Source organism: Alcanivorax sp. DSM 26293 (genome assembly GCF_900107995.1).
Lineage (GTDB): Bacteria > Pseudomonadota > Gammaproteobacteria > Pseudomonadales > Alcanivoracaceae > Alcanivorax.
This window is the reverse complement of the sequence record NZ_FNUM01000002.1, coordinates 180,746-201,238: the sequence shown is the minus strand read 5'-3', so window position 1 is coordinate 201,238 and position 20,493 is coordinate 180,746. Positions and strand designations below refer to the sequence as shown.

Sequence of the window (20,493 nt, the reverse complement as noted above, 5' to 3'; positions counted from 1 at the left end):
CACCCTTCCCAGCCTGAAGTGACGGGCATCCACGAGGCTAACCATGACTGAACATGCTTTTGCCCCTTTTGTACGCACACTTGGCCGCGGTAAACGGGCACGGCGCAGTCTCACGCGGGAGGAAGCCCGGGAAGCCATGCAGGCCATTCTCGATGGCCAGGTGGAAGACATTCAACTTGGCGCCTTCCTGATGCTGCTACGGGTAAAGGAAGAAACGCCCGAGGAGCTGGCCGGCTTTCTGGATGCCTGCCGTCCGGTGTGTTACCGGGCGCTGGCCGACCTGCCGGACGTGCAGCTTGACTGGCCCAGCTACGCGGGCAAGAAAAAGCACCACCCCTGGTATCTGCTGGCAGCATTGTTACTGGCTAGCCAGGGCATCCGCACCCTGCTTCATGGCGGGCCCGCCCATACCCCGAACCGGGTCTACAGTGACCAGCTGTTGCCACAACTGGGGCTGCCGGTGGCCGATTCTCCACAGGCCGCCGCCGCCCATCTGGATCAGTATGGCCTGGCGTATCTGCCGCTGGAGACTTTCTGCGCGCCACTATCGCACCTGCTGACCCTGCGCTACTTACTTGGCCTGCGCTCCCCCATCAATACGCTGGCGAGAAGTCTCAATCCGGCCAAAGCGCCCCTGTCCATGCAGAGCGTTTTCCATCCCGCCTACATCGAGCTGCACCAGGGTGCCGCCGACCTGGCGGGTGATCAGGACCTGCTGTTATTCAAGGGCGAAGGCGGCGAACTGGAAATCCGCCCGGATGCGCGCACCCAGATCACCGGCATCCGACATGGCGAACATCTGGAAGGCGCAGCCGTTCTGGATAACGTCATGCCACGGCAAAGCCCCCCTGGCGAGCCGGATGCACAAACCGTGCTGGCGGTATGGCGTGGCGAGCAGAGCGATGACTATGGCGAAAACGCAGTGATCCAGACCGTAGCGGTAGCGCTATGGGGACTGGACCGGGCGGCTTCGCTGGAAGAAGCACAGGAGCTGGCACGTGAGTTGTGGCAGAACAGGAAAAGGCAATTAATAATGAATAATTAATAACGACGAGAGATGGCCCGTCTGTTTTGAAAGCAAGAAGCCGCGACCATGGCTATGGTCGCGGCTTCTTTGTCTGAAAACCCCATACGCGTGACCGCGTAACTATTAACTATTAATTACCCTTCCCGAACCATTCAAACTGCGAATGCAGGCTCACCACACTGCCAACAATGATCAAGGTCGGCGCATGAACCTCGCGACCTTCAATCTGATCCGGCAGGCTATCGAGGGTACCGGTGATCACTTCCTGCAGGTTGGTAGTGCCGCGGGACACCAGGGCGATGGGCGTGTCGCCGGCTCGACCGTGTTCCATCAGCTCAGTGCAGATCTGTCGCAGCCCCACCAGCCCCATGTAGAAGACCACGGTCTCCGTTTCACTGACCAGGTGCTCCCAGTCAAGGGTAACGGTCCCATCCTTGCGATGGCCGGTAACGAAGCGCACGGACTGGGCATGGTCACGGTGGGTCAACGGAATACCGGCATAGGCGGCACACCCACTGGCGGCAGTAATCCCCGGCACCACCTGAAAGTCGATGCCCTCCGCCACGATCAGGTCAATTTCCTCGCCGCCGCGGCCAAAGATAAAGGGGTCTCCCCCTTTCAGCCGGCACACTTTCTTGCCCTGTTTGGCGTAATGGACCAGCAGTTCGTTGATATTGTCCTGGGGCAAGGCGTGTTTGTCCCGTGCCTTGCCCACGTAAACCAGTTCCGCATCCCGCCGGGCCAGATCCACGATGCCCTGTCCCACCAGACGGTCATAGAGGACCACATCGGCTTTCTGCAACAGGCGCAGGGCGCGGAAAGTAAGCAGGTCCGGGTCGCCGGGACCGGCGCCCACCAGGTAGACCTCACCACGGCTCAAGCGGGCTGCATCGGCCTGCTCGATGGCTTCGCTGAGCATGGCTTCGGCTTCGCTGTCCTTGCCGGCCATGACTTTTTCGACCAGGGGACCTTCCAGGGCCTGCTCCCAGAACAGGCGGCGGGCGCCCACGCTCTTGAGTTTGTCCTTGAGGGGTTGGCGGAACCGGGCCATCAGGTCAGCCAGGCGGCCCCAGCGAGCCGGCAACGCAGACTCCAGCTGATTGCGCAGCTTGCGCGCCAGTACCGGCGAGGCCCCGGAGGAACTGATACTGATCAGCACCGGGGAACGGTCCACGATAGCCGGAAAGATGAAATCTCCCAGAGACGGGTTATCCACCACATTCACCGGCAGGCCTTTTTCCTGGGCCAATTGTGCCACCGAGGCATTCACGGACCCATCGTCAGTGGCACAAATGACCAAAGCCTGACCGGTCAGATCGCCGGATTCAAAGGCACGCTCAACACACTCACCGCCACTCTGCGCCACGATGTCGCACAATTCTGCGCACACTTCAGGCGCAACCACATTCACCTTTGCGCCAGATCGGTGCAGGAGACGCCCCTTACGCAGGGCCACTTCGCCGCCCCCCACCAACAGGGCCGATTTGCCCTGCAGACGCCAGCTGATTGGCAGGAATTCCATGATTGCTCCCTGTTTCAATGACCGGGAGCGTGCTACTGCAACCGCTCCAGGCCTCTCATGTAGGGGCGCAGTGCCTCCGGTACGGTTACGGAACCATCCTCATTCTGATAGTTCTCCAGAATCGCCACCAGTGTACGCCCTACTGCCAGACCCGACCCATTCAAAGTATGTACCAGTTCGGGCTTGCCGGTTTCCGGGTTACGCCAGCGGGCCTGCATGCGGCGGGCCTGGTAGTCACGGAAATTGGAACAGGAGGAGATTTCCCGGTAGCGCTGCTGGCTGGGCAGCCATACCTCAATGTCATAGGTCTTGGAGGAAGAAAAGCCCAGATCGCCGCCACACAGGATCACTACCCGATAGGGTAAATCCAGCTTCTGCAGAATCGCTTCCGCATGGCCGGTCAGGGCTTCCAGGGCCGCATCCGACTCTTCCGGGCGCACCAGCTGCACCAGCTCCACCTTCTCGAACTGGTGCTGGCGGATCATGCCGCGGGTATCCTTGCCATGGCTGCCAGCCTCGGAGCGAAAACAGGGGGTATGGCAGGTATAGCGCCGGGGCAGCGCCTCCGCATCGATAATCTCGTCAGCGGCCAGATTGGTTACCGGGACCTCGGCGGTGGGAATCAGGTACAGCTCGCGCTCCCCTTCCATCTTGAACAGGTCATCCGCGAACTTGGGCAGCTGGCCGGTGCCGCGCAGGGCTTCCGGACCCACCAGGTAAGGTACATAAACTTCTTCATAGCCGTGTTCGCTGCTATGAATATCGAGCATAAAATCGATTAGCGCACGATGCAGACGGGCCAGGCCACCAGTCATTACCGCAAAGCGGCTGCCGGAGAGTTTGGCAGCACGCTCGAAATCGAGACTGCCCTGCCCCAGCGCCTCGCCCACATCCACATGGTCCTTTGGCTCGAAGGCAAAGGTCTTCGGTGTGCCCCACTGACGCACTTCCACGTTGTCGTCTTCGTCATTGCCGGCAGGCACGGCGTCCTGAGGCACATTGGGAATGCCCATCAGGAAATCACGAATCTCATCCTGAATCGCCTTGGCGTTAGCCACCTCCTGATCCAGTTCCTGGTCAATGGTCTTCAGGGATTCGGCCACCTGGGCCTTGGCCTGCTCCACATCCATGCCGGACTGGATCAGCTGGCCCACCTGCTTGGACGCTTTCTTGCGCTCGGCCTGCAGATCCTGGGATCGCACGTCGGCCTGTTTGCGGCGGGCATCCAGGGCGGCAAAGGCATCCAGATCCAGGTCAAAACCACGCTTGGCCAGTGCTGCCTTGATGGCTTCACCGTCCTGACGCAGGGCACGAATATCCAGCATGTTTGTTTCACTCCAGGCAAAAAACGCCCGACGCCAGATGCCTGACGCAAGACGCTGATAAGATTCTTCCTGTAGGAGCCATGCTTGCATGGCGAACCTGCTCGCGAAAGCGCCCTGACGGGCGGTTCGCCATGCAAGCATGGCTTCTACAATGTTTTTTCAGGCAATCGTTACTCGAACACCAACCGTCCCAGCAGCAACCCCAGCCCACCGAGACAAAAACAGACCAGCACCGACGCCAGGGCATATCCAGCCGCCATCCCGTAGGCCTTCACTTCCACCAATCGAACCAGTTCGAAGGAGAAGGTGGAAAACGTGGTCAACGCGCCGAGCATGCCGGTCATCAACGCCAGCCGCCAGAGCTCACCCACCGGCAGGCTGGCCAGAGCCACCGCCAGAAAGCCGAACAAAAAACTGCCCACCAGATTCACCCCGAAGGTGGCCCAGGGCCAGGTCGGCATGGTCGGCACACCGATCCACAGCGTAGTGGCAAAACGCAGGCTGGCACCAAGAGCTCCGCCGCCGGCAACAGCCAGCCAGGGCGCCAGGGTTGCCATATTCATGACTCGTCCCCGTAGCGTTGCCAGTCACTTTGCTGGTTCAGCTCGCGCAGACGCGCCAGCTTTTCCGACACCTTGATTTCCAGCCCCCGGTTCACCGGTTCGTACAAGCGGGTCCTGCTGAGGCTGGGCGGAAAGTAGTTCTCGCCAGCCACAAAGGCATCCGGAAAATCGTGGGCGTAATGATACTCGGCACCGAAGCCTTCATCTTTCATCAACTGGGTGGGCGCATTGCGCAGATGCAGTGGCACCTCATCGGTGGGGTGCTCACGTACCAGCGCCCGGGCCTGGTTATAGGCCTTGTAAACCGCATTGCTCTTGGGCGCCACAGCCAGGTAAGCAATGGCCTGGGCGATGGCCAGCTCACCTTCCGGGCTGCCCAGCCGCTCCTGCACATCCCAGGCCTGAAGGCAAAGCGTCAGCGCTCTGGGGTCAGCATTGGCCACTTCTTCACTGGCCATGCGCACCACGCGGCGGGCAATGTACAGGGGGTCACAGCCACCGTCCAGCATGCGCGCAAACCAGTACAGCGCCGCATCCGGATCAGACCCGCGAACGGATTTGTGCAGCGCGCTGATCTGGTCATAAAACAGATCCCCGCCCTTGTCGAACCGACGCACCGCATCGCGAAGCACTTCCCGCATCAGCGCCGCATCGATGACCGGGGATTCGCCGTCAGCCAGATCCGCCGCCACTTCCAGCATATTCAGCAATCGCCGGGCATCACCATCGGCGTAGTTGAGCAATAGCTGGCGAGCATCACCGTCAAGCTCCATGCCTTTCAGGGTCGGGTCCGCCAGGGCCCGGGAAAGCAAACCGTGCAGGTCCTCCGCGGTCAGTGAGCGCAGTCGGTAGACCCGGGCCCGGGACAGCAAGGCGTTGTTGAGCTCGAAAGAGGGATTTTCCGTGGTGGCACCGATAAAGGTGATGGTGCCCTCTTCCACATGGGGCAGGAAGGCGTCCTGCTGGGCCTTGTTAAAGCGGTGCACCTCGTCCACGAACAGGACCGTGCGCCGCCCCTGGCCCAGGCGGACCTGCGCCTGTTCCACCGCCGCGCGGATATCCTTGACCCCGGATAGCACTGCGGAAAGCGTGATAAAGGCCGCATCCACCGCCTGGGCCAGAATCAACGCCAGGGTGGTCTTGCCGGTCCCCGGCGGCCCCCACAGGATCATGGAATGCAGTTGACCCCGCTCCAGTGCCTGGCGAAAAGGTTTGCCGTCGCCCACCAGATGCTGCTGCCCCACGTACTCGTCCAGCGAGGTGGGACGCAGGCGTGCCGCCAGGGGCTGTGCCTGCCGGGCAGCGTCGGTGGCGAACAGGTCGTTCATTGTTGTTGCTGGATCACATCCGTGCCTTCCGGCGGCACGAAGTTGAACAACGCGGCATCAATGCCGGTGTTGATCATCAAGTCGCGAAAATCGATCACGGTTTGCTGACCCAGGGCATCCTGCAGACGCATGGAACGGGGCTTGTCGCCCTCGAACGTCACATCCAGCTGGTCGAACAAGGGATCGCTGCCTTTCGGCTTGAGGCGGTAGGTGACGCTTTCTCCCTCCCGGCTACGCTCGGAAATGGCGAAGGCCTCGGCCACGTCAGCAGGTTTGCCGCCAAACAGCAGCGCAGGGGTCTGGCCAAGGTCCTGACTCAGGGGCCGCACCACCACTTGTTCCAGATCCTTGTCATAGACCCAGACGGTGCTGCCATCGGACACCGCCAGTTGCTCGAAAGGCATTGCCGTGGACCAGTAGAAGCGGTTGCCCCGGGCCACCTGAAACTCCCCTTCCGCTTCCTGCATGTGGGTACCACCCTGGTCCAGCACCATCTGTTCAAACTGGCCCTTCATGGATTCCAGCTTCTGCAGCTTGGACAGCAGCTCATCGGTAGGGGCCGCCCACAACAGGGACGGCATGATCAGTAAACCCGTTAACAGCTTGCGCATTGAAACTCCTTGTTAAACCGGCGGCGGCGCCAGCACTTCGCGCTGGCCGTTGTGCCCCGCCTCGCTGACAACCCCGGCCATCTCCATGGCTTCCACCAGACGGGCGGCACGGTTGTAGCCGATTTTCAGTTTCCGCTGTACGGACGAAATGGAAGCCCGGCGCGACTGGGTCACATAGGCCACCGCCTCGTCATAAAGCGGGTCGTTTTCGTCATCGCCCCCGCCACCGGCACTTTCCATACCCGGCATGGGCGCATTGAGATCACTGCCACCATCCAGAATTTCGTCCAGATAGTTGGGCTCACCGCGTTTGCGCCAATCGTCACAGACCCGGTGTACCTCTTCATCTGAGACAAAGGCGCCGTGAACACGTTCCGGAACACTTTTGCCGCCGGGCAAATAAAGCATGTCACCGTGGCCGAGCAGTTGCTCCGCCCCACCCTGGTCCAGCACCGTGCGGGAATCGATCTTGGAGGACACCTGGAAACCGATCCGCGACGGCACGTTGGCCTTGATCAGGCCGGTGATCACGTCCACGGATGGCCGCTGGGTGGCAAGAATCAGGTGGATACCGGCGGCCCGGGCCTTCTGGGCAATACGGGCAATCAGCTCTTCCACCTTCTTGCCGACGATCATCATCATGTCGGCAAATTCATCAATCACGATGACAATGTAGGGCAGATGCTCCGCCAGTGGTGCCTCTTCCTCCAGATTCATGGGGTCGTCCGGCTTCCACATGGGGTCCTTGAGCGGCTGGCCCGCCTTCTTGGCGTCTGCCACCTTGCGGTTATAGCCGGAAAGGTTACGTACGCCCATGGATGCCATCAGCCGGTAGCGACGCTCCATTTCACCCACCCCCCAACGCAGGGCGCCGGCGGCCTCCTTCATGTCAGTGACCACCGGAGTCAGCAGATGGGGGATGCCATCGTAGACCGCCAACTCCAGCATCTTGGGGTCAATCAGGATCATCCGCACATCTTCCGGGCTGGACTTGAACAGCATGGAAAGCAGCATGGCGTTCACGCCCACCGATTTACCCGAGCCGGTGGTGCCCGCCACCAGCAAGTGGGGCATCTTGGCCAGATCGGCCATGACCGGGTTACCGGCAATGTCCTTGCCCAGCGCCATGGTCAACGGTGACGGAGACTGGTCGAACATCTGGGTGCCGACCACTTCGGTAAAGCGGATCATTTCCCGTTGTTCATTGGGAATCTCGATACCGACGGTGGTCTTGCCGGGGATCACTTCCACCACCCGCACACTGATCACCGCCAGGGAGCGAGCCAGATCCTTGGCCAGGTTAGTGATTCGCGACACCTTGATGCCCGGTGCCGGCTGGATTTCAAAGCGGGTAATCACCGGGCCGGGCTGCACCGCCACCACTTCCGCTTCGATATTGAAGTCCTTGAGCTTGATTTCCAGCAGGCGAGACATGCCTTCCAGGGCTTCCTCGGAAAAGCCCCCTTTGGACTCTTCCACCTGATCCAGGAGCACCAGCGGTGGCAGCTCGCCAGTAACCTCGGTGGTAAAGAGTTTCTGCTGTTTCTCCTTCTGGACCCGGGCGCTCTTCTCCACCGGTTTGGCCGGTTTGGCGATCTTCGGCGGGGTGCGGGTCTCGGCTTTCTTCTTCGCTTCGCTGATCACCTTGGCGCGCTTTTCATGGGCCTCTTTCTTCTGCTGGGCTTCCTCGCGCTTCTTGCGGCGAGCCTGCCACCAGGCGGGGATTTTCTCGAAGGCCCCCAGCACCAGGGCACCCAGCCCTTCGGCCAGAGCGATCCATGACAGATCCGTAAAGATCGTCACCCCGATCAGGAACAGGGCCACCATGATCAGTGAGCCGCCCAAGGGGTTAAAACCGTCCAGTGCCGCGGCACCGACCTCGTGGCCGAGAATCCCCCCTGCCCCTTCCGGCAGGGCATCCCCCACGGTGAAGTGCATGTAGGACAGTGCGGTTCCCGCCAGCATGGTCAGGACAAAGCCCACCAGGCGCAGGCTGAATAATGGCCAGCTGCCCGGCAGACCCGCATGGCGCTCTCTCAGCACCTTGGTGGCCCAAAAGCCCACCAGCACCGGAAACAGATAAGCCATGTAGCCGAACAGGCCCAGCAGCAAGTCAGCGCTGAACGCCCCTGCCCGGCCGGCGGCATTGCGCACCGCATCCACATTGCCCACATAGGACCAACCCGGATCCCGGCTGTCGAAACTGATCAGCGCCAGCAGCAGATACAGGGACAGGGCAATCAGGGCGATCACCATGCCTTCTACCAAACCGCGCTTGAGATGGCGGGAAAACCCGGACTGTCCTTGCCCGGCAACCGTTTTACTCACGCCTCGCCCCTCGCATTCATAAAGTTACGCTTAAAAAAGTGCTGATAACGAATTGAAATTATTGCGATTATAGTCAATCCCGCTGGGAGCGGCCAGCTTTGTGGCCCCGGCCCGGTCGAGCCGCCGGGCATTATCGCACAATTCCCCCTGGCTGCCTGCCCGGCGTGGAGTCGGTTGGCCAAATCTATAGGATCGATAGGCTTCACGTCACCCCGGTTTTACGGTAGTTTTCACACGCCTTGAATGTGCAGTGCCGCACCCCCATTAGCTGGGTGACAACCTGCCCTTACCTATCAACTGGAGTTCTCAATGAGCGACGTGCAGCACCATCGCCTGATTATCCTCGGTTCCGGCCCTGCGGGTTACACCGCCGCCGTTTACGCCGCCCGTGCCAACCTGAAGCCGGTGGTGATTACCGGGATTCAGCCCGGTGGGCAGCTCACCACCACCACCGAGGTAGATAACTGGCCCGGTGATGTGGAAGGTTTGCAAGGCCCAGACCTGATGGTGCGCATGCAGCAGCACGCCGAGCGCTTCGAGACGCAGATGGTGTACGACCACATCAATGAAGTGGATGTCCGTAATCGCCCCTTCACCCTCAAGGGCGACAGCGGTACCTACACCTGCGACGCCCTGATCATTGCCACCGGCGCTTCCGCCATGTACCTGGGCCTGGAGTCCGAGGAAGCCTTCATGGGCAAAGGGGTGTCCGCCTGCGCCACCTGTGACGGTTTCTTCTACAAGGGCCAGCGCGTGGCCGTGATTGGCGGCGGCAACACCGCCGTTGAGGAAGCCCTGTACCTGTCACACATTGCCGAACACGTCACCCTGGTGCACCGTCGTGACAGCCTGCGTGCGGAGAAAATCCTGCAGGACAAGCTGCTGGCCAAGGACAACATCAGCGTCGAGTGGGATCACACCCTGGAAGAGGTACTGGGCGACGACAGCGGCGTGACCGGTATGCGCATCAAGTCCACCAAGGGTGAAGGCAGCAAGGATCTGGAACTGCAGGGCGTCTTCATTGCCATCGGTCACAAGCCGAATACGGATATCTTTGAAGGTCAGCTGGACATGAATGACGGCTACATCAAGATCCGCAGCGGCATTGAAGGCAATGCAACGGCCACCAGTGTGGAAGGCGTGTTCGCTGCCGGTGATGTGGCTGACCACGTCTACCGTCAGGCAGTGACCTCCGCCGGTGCCGGCTGTATGGCCGCTCTAGATGCGGAGAAGTATCTGGATAACCTGAACCACTAAGCCATGGTGCCGTGGCTGGAGCCGGGAACCCCGTTCCCGGATACCCGCACCGCCCTGCGCGACCCGGACGGCCTGCTGGCCGCCGGGGCCGATCTGAGCCCGGAGACACTCCTCCGGGCTTATTCGTTGGGCATCTTTCCCTGGTACGACGCGGATTATCAACCCATCCTCTGGTGGTCCCCTGCCCCACGTTGTGTGATTCGCCCGCAACGGATACATGTCAGCCGGAGCCTGACCCGCCATCTGCGCCGGACCGACTTTACTGTCACCCTGGATCGCGACTTTGAATCGGTGATGCGCCTGTGTGCCGCCCCCCGGGCGGATGGGATGGGCACCTGGATCAGCGAAGAAATGATCACTGCCTATGTGGACCTGCACCAGCTTGGCTTCGCCCACAGCCTGGAGATCTGGCAGGACGGCGCCATTGCCGGCGGCGTTTACGGTATCAAGCTGGGTGGGGTCTTCTTCGGGGAATCCATGGTATCGCCAAGACAAAATGGCTCAAAGATGGCCTTTGCGGCACTGCGCGCCCTGGCGCCCACCCTCGGCATCGAACTGATTGATGCCCAGGTGGAAAACCCGCACCTGCTGACCCTGGGCGCCGAACTGATTGACCGACCCACTTTTGAGGGTCTGCTGCACCAGCTGATTCCTGACGCTGCCAAGGCAGAGCGCTGGCCGGATACCGATTGGGACCGGTCCCTGATCCTCGAAAGCGCGCGCTAGGGCGCCAGCGACAGAAGCTGCGCCGCTCCTCTCCCGGAAAAGGGCAGAATTAGCGCCCCTGCCCCCTCTCAGGGATATGGCTTCCACCAGGATATTCGCTACACTGAGGCCATGACCGATCTGTCCACGCTGCGGTTCTTCCGCACCCCGGCCCACAGCTGCAGTTACCTGGAGGACCGCCAGGCCTCTACCCTGTTTGTGGACCCCCAGGCCAAATTGTCACCAGAGCTCTACAGCGAACTGAGCTTGCTGGGGTTTCGTCGCAGCGGCGATTATCTCTACCGGCCGCACTGCGAGGGCTGCAACGCCTGTATTCCCGCCCGGGTCCGGGTGGCGGATTTCCAACCCCGGCGCCGTCATCGGCGTATCGAGAAAGCCAACCGGGATCTTACGGTTCATCGTGAGCCGGCCCGCTACACCCGTGAGTTCTACAACCTTTACGCCGCGTATATTGATCAGCGGCACGGTGACGGCGACATGTATCCGCCTTCGGAGGAGCAATTTACCAATTTCCTGACCTGCGACTGGGCGGATACCCACTTCTACTGCTTCCGCCGCCAGGGAGACCTGCTGGCGGTGGCCGTGACCGATCAGCTGGCGGACGGTCTCTCTGCGGTTTATACCTTCTTTGACCCGACACTGGCGGAGCGCAGCCTGGGGGTAATGGCCCTGCTCTGGCAGATTCGTCAGTGCCATCACCTGGAGCTTCCCTATCTCTATCTGGGGTACTGGATTGACCAGTGTCAGAAGATGGCCTACAAGAGCCAGTACCAGCCCCTGGAAATCCTCCGCAGTGGTGCCTGGAAAGAGTTCAAGAAGGACTAGAGCGCCCGATACCACCTGGAATAACCCGCTTTTCTTTCCCGTCCCAACTTCTTTTGCAGCCCGGCGTCTTTTCCGGCACAATTGCGCCCGCTAATAGCCGGTAACCCAAGGTATTCGTTGGATGGCGAAAGAAGAGCAGATTGAACTAGAAGGTGTCATCGTTGAAACCCTGCCGAACACGATGTTTCGTGTGAAGCTGGACAACGGTCATGTTATTACCGCCCATATCTCCGGGAAGATGCGTAAATTCTATATCCGCATTCTCACCGGTGACCGGGTCAAGGTGGAAATGTCCCCCTATGACCTGACCAAGGGCCGTATTACGTTCCGCATGAAATAAGCCTTCAATTGACAGTTGATAATTGACAATTGATAGCTAAAAAAATACCCCTGCCTCTTCGTGAGCCAGGGGTATTTTCTTTTTCTATGTTTTGCGGAAACCTGCAGAGGTGCAGGCCCCCTTGCTTAACATCTATTCCTGACGAAAAACCCGGCTTTGCCGGGTTTTTTCGTTTCTCGTTTTCAACTGTCAATTATCAACTATCAATTGCTTCTACGCTGGCTCCGGCTCCGCCGCCTTGACGGTAAGCGACAGTTGGCCGTCCTTCTCGGTCACATCGACCTGGCCACCGTTAGCTGAAAGCTCCCCGAACAGCAGCTTTTCCGCCAGCGGCTTCTTGAGCTGTTCCTGAATCAGGCGGGCCATGGGGCGTGCCCCCATATCCTTGTCATAGCCCTTGTCCGCCAGCCAGGTACGCGCCGCCTTGTCCACGTTGAGCACCACGCCTTTCTCGTCCAGTTGCGCCTGCAGTTCCACCAGGAACTTGTCCACCACACCGAGGATGACCTCTGTGGACAGCGGCTTGAACTGGATGATGCCATCCAGGCGGTTGCGGAACTCGGGGGTGAAGACCTTTTTCAGCATCTCCATGCCATCGGTGCTGTTGTCCTGCTCCGTGAAGCCGATGGTGCGCTTGTTCAGCACTTCCACGCCAGCGTTGGTGGTCATGATCACAATCACGTTGCGGAAATCCGCCTTGCGACCGTTATTGTCGGTCAGCGTGGCATTGTCCATGACCTGCAACAGGATGTTGAATACCTCCGGGTGAGCCTTTTCGATTTCGTCCAGAAGCAGCACACAGTGAGGCGTCTTGGTCACGGCCTCGGTGAGCAGACCGCCCTGGTCATAACCCACGTAGCCCGGGGGTGCGCCGATCAAGCGGCTCACGGTATGACGCTCCATGTACTCGGACATGTCAAAGCGCACCAGTTCCACACCCAGAGCTCGGGCCAGTTGCCGGCTCACCTCGGTCTTGCCCACCCCGGTGGGGCCGGCAAACATGAAACTGCCAATGGGCTTGTGTTCGCCCTTGAGGCCGGCACGGGACAGCTTGATGGCCGCCGAGATGGTATCAATGGCTTCCTCCTGCCCGAACACGGTCATCTTCAGGTCCCGCTCCAGATTACGCAGCAGTTCCTTGTCGGAAGACGACACCTGCTTGGGAGGAATGCGCGCGATCTTGGCCACCATGTCTTCCACGTCAGACTCGTCAATGGTGTGCTTGCGCTGGTCTTCCGGGCGCAAACGTTGCCAGGCACCCACCTCGTCAATCACATCAATGGCCTTGTCCGGCAGGTAGCGATCATTGATATAACGGGCACTGAGCTCCGCCGCCGCCTTGAGCGCGGCATCGCTGTAGGTCACATCGTGGTGCTGCTCAAAACGGCTCTTCAACCCTTTGAGAATCCCCACGGTATCTTCCACCGAGGGCTCTACCACATCGATTTTCTGGAACCGGCGCGACAGGGCCCGATCCTTCTCGAATACACCACGGTATTCCTGGAAGGTGGTCGAGCCCATGCACTTCAGCTCGCCACTGGCCAACATCGGCTTGAGAAGGTTGGAGGCATCCATGACCCCACCAGAAGCGGCACCTGCGCCGATGATGGTATGGATCTCATCGATGAAGAGAATCGAGTTGGGGTCTTTCTTCAATTCGGCCAGCACCGATTTCAGGCGTTTCTCAAAATCGCCACGGTACTTGGTACCGGCCAGTAACGCGCCCAGATCCAGGGAATAGACGGTGGCATCCAGCAGTGGTTCCGGCACCTTCTCTTCCACGATCATCCGTGCCAGACCCTCAGCGATAGCGGTCTTGCCGACACCGGGCTCGCCCACCAGGAGCGGGTTATTCTTGCGGCGACGGCAGAGTATCTGGGCCGCCCGCTCTATTTCGAAAGCACGCCCCACCAGCGGATCAATGCGGTCCGCACGGGCCAGCTCATTCAGGTTGCTGGCATAGTTTTCCAGGGCGCTGGCCGGGGCACTCTCCCCGGCATTTTCCATGTCCTGTTCCGCCTCCATGGACGGCTCCGCATCCTGCACCTGGGAAATGCCGTGGGCGATAAAATTCACCACGTCCAGGCGATGGATATCCTGGCAGTTGAGGAAATAGACTGCCTGGCTTTCCTGTTCGTTAAAGATGGCCACCAGCACGTTGGCGCCGGTCACCTCTTTCTTGCCGGAGGATTGCACGCTGAAGACGGCGCGCTGGAGCACACGCTGGAACCCCAGGGTTGGCTGGGTATCACGATCCGGATCACTTTCCGGCAACAGCGGGGTGGAGTCCTCAATAAACTGGCTTAACGCATCGCGCAGTTCCTCCAGATCCGCGCTACAGGCGCGCAGGACCTCGATGGCCGCCTCGTTATCCAGCAGCGCCAGCAGCAAATGCTCAACGGTCATGAATTCATGACGGTGGCTACGTGCATGGCGAAACGCTTCATTCAGCGTCATTTCCAGTTCTTTGCTGAGCATAAGGCTACCTCACTGCAGTACCCGGGAATCCAGCTGGAGAGCCTGAATCAGGCTTTCTCCACCTGACACATCAGCGGGTGCTGATTTTCACGGGCGTATTCCACCACCTGAGTGGCTTTCGTTTCGGCGATATCCTGGGGATACACCCCGCATACCGCCTTTCCTTCGGTATGAACCGTGAGCATCACGCGAGTGGCCTGCTCCCGGCCCAGATTGAAGAAGTCTTCCAGTATCTCTACCACAAAATCCATGGGGGTGTAGTCATCATTGAGCATCAACACCTTGTACATGGACGGTGGCTTCAACTTCGGCCTGGCCTCTTCCACTGCCAGATCGCCGTGACGATCCGGATCGGAAGGCGAATCCGCAGGCCCGTTACGGAGATCCTCTTTTCCGTGAGCCATTACCCAGTGCCCTTGTTGTTGCCAGTTCATAATGCCTCAAAACCGTTGTAACCCTGCTTGCGTCAGCAGGCAATGAAGAAATGATGGACGGTAACGGATTTTTCAATCCCTAGCAGCCTGCCACCCGTTGAATATTTCACGGGCTTGACACCCCGCCACGCATGTTTAAAAGTTGCACGATAACTCCGGATTCCAGTTTACCGCAGCAGTCGGCCCGGGGATAACAACAAACAACGACAGCCATTGGATAGGCAAGAGGGAAGGACCATGGCAACGGGACGAGTAAAGTGGTTTAACAACGCCAAGGGGTACGGGTTTGTCAGGCCGGATGAAGGGGGTGAGGACCTGTTTGTTCACTACTCCTATATACAGATGGAAGGCTACAAGAGCCTGAAGGCTGGCCAGCCCGTGGAATACGAGGTTCAGCCGGCCAACAAGGGCTTCCACGCTGTCAATCTCAGGGCTGACGGGGATTACGCCGAAAGCGACCACGAAAAAGGCGCCCCTGAAAATCAGTCGACGCCTTCCTGAGCAATCTGTGCCGCAGGGGTATCTGAGAAATCAGATGCCCATATGCTCTATCACCGCATCCCCGAATTCGGAACACTTCAGCAAGGTGGCATCAGGCATCAGTCGCTCGAAGTCATAGGTCACGGTTTTGGCCGCGATGGCCCCTTCCACACCGTTGATGATCAGGTCAGCCGCATCGTTCCAGCCCATATGCCGCAGCATCATTTCCGCTGACAGGATCAGGGAACCCGGGTTCACCTTGTCCTGCCCGGCATATTTCGGCGCCGTACCGTGGGTCGCCTCGAACAGGGACACGGAGCCACCGATGTTGGCACCCGGGGCAATACCGATCCCCCCCACTTCCGCTGCCAGCGCGTCGGAAATATAGTCACCGTTCAGGTTCAGGGTCGCGATCACGCTGTAATCGGCAGGACGCATCAGGATCTGCTGCAGAAACGCATCGGCGATCACATCCTTGATGATGATGTCCTTGCCGGTTCGCGGATTTTTCATGGTCATCCAGGGGCCGCCATCCAGCAACTCGGCGCCAAATCGCTCGCCGGCAAGCTGGTAGCCCCAGTCCTTAAAGGCCCCCTCGGTGTACTTCATGATGTTGCCCTTGTGCACCAGGGTCACGGAATCCTTGTCATTGTCGATGGCATACTGAATCGCCTTGCGCACCAGGCGCTGGGTCCCCTCCCGGGACACCGGCTTGATGCCAATACCACAGCCTTCCGGGAAGCGGATCTGGGTGACGCCCATTTCCTCTCGCAGGAAACGAATCAGCTTGGTCGCTTCCGGGCTGTCGGCCGCCCACTCAATACCGGCGTAAATATCTTCAGAATTTTCCCGGAAAATGATCATATCGGTGAGTTCGGGGTGCACAACCGGGCTGGGAACCCCTTCAAAGTAGCGCACAGGACGCATACAGGTATAAAGGTCCAGCTCCTGACGCAAGGCCACGTTCAGTGAACGAATACCCCCTCCCACCGGGGTAGTCAGTGGCCCTTTAATGCCCACGGTAAACTCCCGCAGGGCTTCGAGGGTCTCCTCCGGCAGCCAGACATCCGGCCCGTAGACTACCGTGGCCTTTTCCCCTGCATACACTTCCATCCAGGTGATGCCGCGCTTGGTGCCATAGGCTTTTTCAATGGCTGCATTCACCACTTTCATCATTACCGGTGAGATATCAACACCAATGCCGTCCCCTTCGATATACGGAATGATCGGATGATTGGGGACATTCAGGGACAGGTCCGCATTGACCGTGATTTTGTCACCGTCTGCAGGCACCGTGATCTTTTGGTATCCCATCTACACTACTCCCTCTGAATAAAAGCGAAACAGGTATTTACTGGCGAGTATAGCACCGACCTGCAAGCGGCGGACATCTGCCCGGAGGCCGATTAAGCAAGCTTTCCGCCCGATCTTCAGACAGCCACCCAAGCGGTCAGAGAGCCGGATTGAACATTGCGACTGAAACAGGGCCCGGTGGATTGTCCATAAAAAAGCCGGCTTGCGCCGGCCTTCTTATTCACTGCAGAGACTAGAGTCTATCGAGGATATTGTTGAAGGTGGCACTGGGCCGCATGGCAGCAGAGACCTTGCCAAAATCGAGATTATAGTAACCGCCGATATCCACGGGAGACCCTTGTACCGCAATCATTTCCTTGACGATAGCGTCTTCATTTTCTGTCAGAGCTGAGGCAATGGCGGTGAATTTGCTTTTCAGTTCAGCATCCTCATCCTGCTCGGCCAGCGCCTGCGCCCAGTACATGGCCACATAGAAATGACTGACCCGATTATCGGGCTCGCCGACTTTTCGTGACGGCGACTTGTTCTGCTCCAGGTACTGCTCATTCGCCTTATCCAGAGCCGCGGCAATCACCTTGGCCCTTTCGTTGCCGTATTTTTCACCCAGTTCCTCGATGGACACCGACAGCGCCAGAAATTCGCCCAGCGAATCCCAACGCAAATGGTTTTCTTCAGTGAACTGCTGTACGTGTTTCGGGGCCGAGCCGCCAGCACCGGTTTCATAGAGCCCACCGCCGGCCATCAAAGGCACAATGGAAAGCATCTTGGCGCTGGTGCCGAGCTCCAGAATCGGGAACAAGTCCGTCAGGTAATCACGCAACACATTCCCGGTGACCGAGATAGTGTCTTTGCCCCGAATCATCCGTTCCATGGTGTAACGGATCGCCTGAACCGGAGACATGATGCGTATATCAAGCCCGTCAGTATCATGGTCTTGCAGATATTTTTTGACTTTGACAATAAGCTGGGCGTCATGGGCCCGCTCCTTGTCCAGCCAGAAGATGGCCGGGGTATCACTTTGCCGGGCACGGCTGACGGCCAACTTCACCCAATCACGAATGGGCAGATCTTTCGCCTGACACATGCGCCAGATATCCCCTTGCTCCACTTCATGGGTCAGCAAGATTTCACCGTCTTCACGGACGATGCGCATGGTTCCGGCTGATTCGACTTCAAAGGTCTTGTCATGAGAGCCGTATTCTTCGGCTTTCTGGGCCATCAGGCCCACGTTAGGCACCGAACCACAGGTCACCGGATCGAAAGCACCATGGGTTTTGCAGAAGTTGATCACTTCCTGGTAAATCGTGGCATAGGTGCTTTCAGGGATAACCGCCTTGGTGTCCTTGAGCTTGCCGTCTGCGCCATACATTTTGCCACCCTGACGTATCATCGCCGGCATGGAGGCATCCACAATCACGTCGGAAGGCACGTGCAGATTGGAAATGCCGCGGTCTGAATCGACCATGGCCAGTTCAGGGCGGTGCAAATAGCAGGCACGAATGGTGGATTCGATTTCCAGACGCTGGGAAATCGGCAACTCTTCGATCTTCTGGTAGATGTGGCTCAGGCCATTGTTCGGGTTGGCGCCGATCTCATCGAGAATCTCGCCATGCTTGTCGAACAGCTCCTTGTAGAAACGGCGAACCGCATAGCCAAACACAATGGGGTGAGACACCTTCATCATGGTGGCTTTCACGTGCAGGGAGAACAGAATGCCGGTTTCCTTGGCATCATCGATCTGCTTGTCAAAAAAGTCGCACAGTGCCTTTTTGCTCATATACATGGCATCAATCACTTCGCCATCCAGCAACGGCAATTCCGGCTTCATGACCGTGACATTGCCCTCGGCATTCTCAAACTCGATGCGAACATTGCAGGCTTTCTCGACCGTCAGGGAGGTTTCATGGGAAAAGAAATCGCCGCCACGCATGTGCGCGACATGGGTGCGCGATGCCGGGCTCCAGTACCCCATGCTGTGAGGGTTCTTGCGGGCATAATTCTTCACCGCAATGGGAGCACGACGATCCGAGTTGCCCTCTCGCAGTACCGGATTGACCGCGGACCCGAGAATTTTGGTGTAGCGGGCCTGGATCTCTTCCTGTTCCGCGTCGCGGGGATCATCCGGGTACTCCGGCACGGCAAAACCGTGCTCGTTCAGCTCCGCAATGGCTTCCCTGAGCTGTGGAATGGAGGCACTGATGTTGGGGAGTTTGATAATGTTGGCGTCGGGATCCTGGGTCAATTCCCCCAGCGCGGAGAGCGTGTCTTCCACTCTTTGTTCGTCTGAAAGATATTCAGGAAAACTCGCAAGAATACGTGTGGCCAGTGATATATCGCTGCTTTCCACTTGAATGCCAGCGATGGAAGTGAATTTTTCAATGATAGGTAGAAAGGAATAGGTCGCCAGCGCTGGCGCTTCATCGGTAATCGTATAAATAATTTTAGGGGTCATAAAATTACAGGTCCCAATTGTATTGGCAGTGCTTCTCGCCCGATATGAGCCGGCTTTTGGCCGTCAGATCAGCGAGCCTAAAAGGAGTGCTCCCTCCAGATAAACCGTATTCTGCATGAGTTGGCGAGTATAGCACCGACCGTTTAGCCTTGTTAGTTCAACCGGCACCAACGCCATAACGACAGCCACCGAAACCCATACCCATGGCACAACTGATATTGCTCAACAAGCCCTTTCACACGCTATCGCAGTTCAGTGACGACCGCGGTCGTCGCACACTGCGAGAGTTCGTCCCGGTGGCCGGCGTTTACCCGGCCGGGCGGCTGGACTGGGATTCTGAAGGACTGTTGTTGCTCACTGATGACGGTGCCCTGCAGGCGCGTATCAGTGACCCGCGTTTCCATCTGCCCAAGACCTACCTGGTTCAGGTGGAAGGCACGCCCGGGGAGCAGGAACTGCAAAAACTGCGCCAGGGCATCACCCTGAAGGATGGCGACTGCCGACCCGCCAAAGCGGCTCGCATCGACGCCCCTGACCTGTGGCCGCGTCACCCCCCGGTCAGGACCCGAAAAACAGTAGCGGATAGCTGGCTGAAACTCACCATAGACGAAGGTCGAAATCGGCAAGTGCGGCGAATGACCGCCGCCATCGGTCACCCCACACTCCGCCTGGTGCGCTGGCAAATCGGCGACTGGGACCTGACCGGGCTGGCCCCCGGGGAATGGCGGTCTATGGCGGTTCATGCGCCGAAAGCGCCCGCAGCCAGGCAGCGGCGGCCTCGGCATCCCGCTCACGGGCCTCGACCCAGAACCAGCGGCCGCCGATAAGTTCTTTCTTCCAGAAGGGGGCTCGGGTTTTCAGCAGGTCCATGATAAAGGCGCAGGCCTCGAAGGCGACCTGTCTGTGAGCGGCACTCACCGCTACCTGAACAATGTCATCACCCGGCTCCATGGTGCCAACCCGGTGCACCACCCAGGCACCATTCAGGTGCCACTTCTGCCGGGCCTGCTCGACAATGGTGCCAAGCACAGACTCTGTCATCCCCGGGTAATGCTCCAGATGGAGCGCCTCCACCCTGCCCTGTTCATCGCGGACCTGGCCGGAAAACTGTACCTGGGCGCCGCTGAGGCCCGCATCTCGAAGCCAATCAGATGGCTCCGCGGCCACCAGCGGGCCATTACGAATCTCGATACGGGTTTTCATCCCCCGGTCACCGGCGGGAATAGCGCCACAACATCGCCGGGAGAAACCGTGGAGTCTTCCGAACCCAGCACCTCGTTGACCGCCACCATACGGCGTGGTGTGGCCGCCAGGGCCTCGGCCAATGCCGGGTCTGTCTCCAGCCATGCAACCAGCTTCGCCACCGTATCCACTGAATCCGGGGGGGACACTGCCAGCCTGTCACTGCCAACCCGCTCACGAAGGGCAGCGAAAAAACGGATTTCAATCATGCATGGGTACCTTCGAAAACCATCCCGGGAGC

General features: G+C 59.0%; 19 protein-coding genes. 7 read left to right on the top strand and 12 right to left on the bottom strand.

Annotated features, from left to right (window positions below; translation table 11 throughout):
• The first annotated feature begins 43 nt into the window (after positions 1 to 43).
• Positions 44 to 1,045, top strand: coding sequence for a glycosyl transferase family protein (locus tag C4S63_RS04460; protein WP_103916830.1), 1,002 nt, complete (start codon positions 44 to 46; stop codon positions 1,043 to 1,045).
• Positions 1,046 to 1,157: 112 nt separating this feature from the next.
• Here the strand turns inward: C4S63_RS04460 and cysG are convergent, their stop codons facing one another.
• The 6 genes from cysG to C4S63_RS04430 form a co-directional block, all read right to left on the bottom strand.
• Positions 1,158 to 2,549, bottom strand: coding sequence for a siroheme synthase CysG (gene cysG, locus C4S63_RS04455; protein WP_103916829.1), 1,392 nt, complete (start codon positions 2,547 to 2,549; stop codon positions 1,158 to 1,160).
• A gap of 32 nt (positions 2,550 to 2,581) precedes the next feature.
• Positions 2,582 to 3,874: a serine--tRNA ligase gene (gene serS, locus C4S63_RS04450; protein WP_103916828.1), complete on the bottom strand. Its 1,293-nt coding sequence runs from the start codon at positions 3,872 to 3,874 to the stop codon at positions 2,582 to 2,584.
• Between the two features lie 170 nt (positions 3,875 to 4,044).
• Positions 4,045 to 4,437: a CrcB family protein gene (locus C4S63_RS04445; protein WP_103916827.1), complete on the bottom strand. Its 393-nt coding sequence runs from the start codon at positions 4,435 to 4,437 to the stop codon at positions 4,045 to 4,047.
• The gene (locus C4S63_RS04440; RefSeq protein WP_103916826.1) at positions 4,434 to 5,765 is read right to left on the bottom strand and encodes a replication-associated recombination protein A; all 1,332 of its coding nucleotides are present in this window, start codon (positions 5,763 to 5,765) and stop codon (positions 4,434 to 4,436) included. Before C4S63_RS04440 ends, C4S63_RS04445 begins: the two co-directional genes overlap by 4 nt.
• Positions 5,762 to 6,376, bottom strand: a complete 615-nt coding sequence (gene lolA / locus C4S63_RS04435) for an outer membrane lipoprotein chaperone LolA (protein WP_062817277.1) — start codon at positions 6,374 to 6,376, stop codon at positions 5,762 to 5,764. Before lolA ends, C4S63_RS04440 begins: the two co-directional genes overlap by 4 nt.
• Before the next feature lie 12 nt (positions 6,377 to 6,388).
• Positions 6,389 to 8,704, bottom strand: coding sequence for a DNA translocase FtsK (locus C4S63_RS04430; RefSeq protein ID WP_062817276.1), 2,316 nt, complete (start codon positions 8,702 to 8,704; stop codon positions 6,389 to 6,391).
• 309 nt (positions 8,705 to 9,013) lie between these two features.
• Here C4S63_RS04430 and trxB point away from each other — a divergent pair, with 309 nt between their 5' ends.
• From trxB to infA, 4 genes are all read left to right on the top strand, one after another.
• Complete coding sequence (gene trxB / locus C4S63_RS04425; RefSeq protein ID WP_062817275.1) at positions 9,014 to 9,961, top strand: thioredoxin-disulfide reductase; 948 nt, start codon at positions 9,014 to 9,016, stop codon at positions 9,959 to 9,961.
• A gap of 3 nt (positions 9,962 to 9,964) precedes the next feature.
• Positions 9,965 to 10,687 (top strand): leucyl/phenylalanyl-tRNA--protein transferase, encoded by a 723-nt coding sequence (aat, locus tag C4S63_RS04420; RefSeq protein WP_103916825.1) that lies wholly within the window; start codon positions 9,965 to 9,967, stop codon positions 10,685 to 10,687.
• Positions 10,688 to 10,798: 111 nt separating this feature from the next.
• Positions 10,799 to 11,512, top strand: a complete 714-nt coding sequence (locus tag C4S63_RS04415) for an arginyltransferase (RefSeq protein ID WP_103916824.1) — start codon at positions 10,799 to 10,801, stop codon at positions 11,510 to 11,512.
• 121 nt (positions 11,513 to 11,633) lie between these two features.
• The gene (infA, locus tag C4S63_RS04410) at positions 11,634 to 11,852 is read left to right on the top strand and encodes a translation initiation factor IF-1 (protein WP_022984063.1); all 219 of its coding nucleotides are present in this window, start codon (positions 11,634 to 11,636) and stop codon (positions 11,850 to 11,852) included.
• Positions 11,853 to 12,065: 213 nt separating this feature from the next.
• Here infA and clpA read toward each other — a convergent pair whose 3' ends face one another.
• Both clpA and clpS read right to left on the bottom strand, forming a co-directional pair.
• A complete protein-coding gene (gene clpA / locus C4S63_RS04405) occupies positions 12,066 to 14,330 on the bottom strand; it encodes an ATP-dependent Clp protease ATP-binding subunit ClpA (RefSeq protein ID WP_103916823.1) in 2,265 nt (754 codons plus the stop codon).
• 47 nt (positions 14,331 to 14,377) lie between these two features.
• A complete protein-coding gene (clpS, locus tag C4S63_RS04400; RefSeq protein WP_062817271.1) occupies positions 14,378 to 14,734 on the bottom strand; it encodes an ATP-dependent Clp protease adapter ClpS in 357 nt (118 codons plus the stop codon).
• Between the two features lie 267 nt (positions 14,735 to 15,001).
• Between clpS and C4S63_RS04395 the strand changes: the two genes are divergently transcribed.
• The gene (locus tag C4S63_RS04395; protein WP_103916822.1) at positions 15,002 to 15,265 is read left to right on the top strand and encodes a cold-shock protein; all 264 of its coding nucleotides are present in this window, start codon (positions 15,002 to 15,004) and stop codon (positions 15,263 to 15,265) included.
• Positions 15,266 to 15,295: 30 nt separating this feature from the next.
• Here the strand turns inward: C4S63_RS04395 and icd are convergent, their stop codons facing one another.
• Both icd and C4S63_RS04385 read right to left on the bottom strand, forming a co-directional pair.
• Positions 15,296 to 16,558: an NADP-dependent isocitrate dehydrogenase gene (gene icd, locus C4S63_RS04390; RefSeq protein ID WP_062817269.1), complete on the bottom strand. Its 1,263-nt coding sequence runs from the start codon at positions 16,556 to 16,558 to the stop codon at positions 15,296 to 15,298.
• 232 nt (positions 16,559 to 16,790) lie between these two features.
• The gene (locus tag C4S63_RS04385) at positions 16,791 to 19,010 is read right to left on the bottom strand and encodes an NADP-dependent isocitrate dehydrogenase (protein ID WP_103916821.1); all 2,220 of its coding nucleotides are present in this window, start codon (positions 19,008 to 19,010) and stop codon (positions 16,791 to 16,793) included.
• A gap of 203 nt (positions 19,011 to 19,213) precedes the next feature.
• On the opposite strand from C4S63_RS04385, the gene C4S63_RS04380 reads away from it, so the two are divergent.
• Entirely contained in the window at positions 19,214 to 19,837 is a 624-nt protein-coding gene (locus C4S63_RS04380; protein WP_103916820.1) for a pseudouridine synthase, read from the top strand.
• Here the strand turns inward: C4S63_RS04380 and C4S63_RS04375 are convergent.
• Positions 19,740 to 20,213 (bottom strand): molybdenum cofactor biosynthesis protein MoaE, encoded by a 474-nt coding sequence (locus C4S63_RS04375; protein ID WP_103916819.1) that lies wholly within the window; start codon positions 20,211 to 20,213, stop codon positions 19,740 to 19,742. The genes C4S63_RS04380 and C4S63_RS04375 overlap by 98 nt on opposite strands.
• Positions 20,210 to 20,461: a molybdopterin converting factor subunit 1 gene (gene moaD / locus C4S63_RS04370; protein WP_063508053.1), complete on the bottom strand. Its 252-nt coding sequence runs from the start codon at positions 20,459 to 20,461 to the stop codon at positions 20,210 to 20,212. Before moaD ends, C4S63_RS04375 begins: the two co-directional genes overlap by 4 nt.
• Positions 20,462 to 20,493 lie beyond the last annotated feature (32 nt).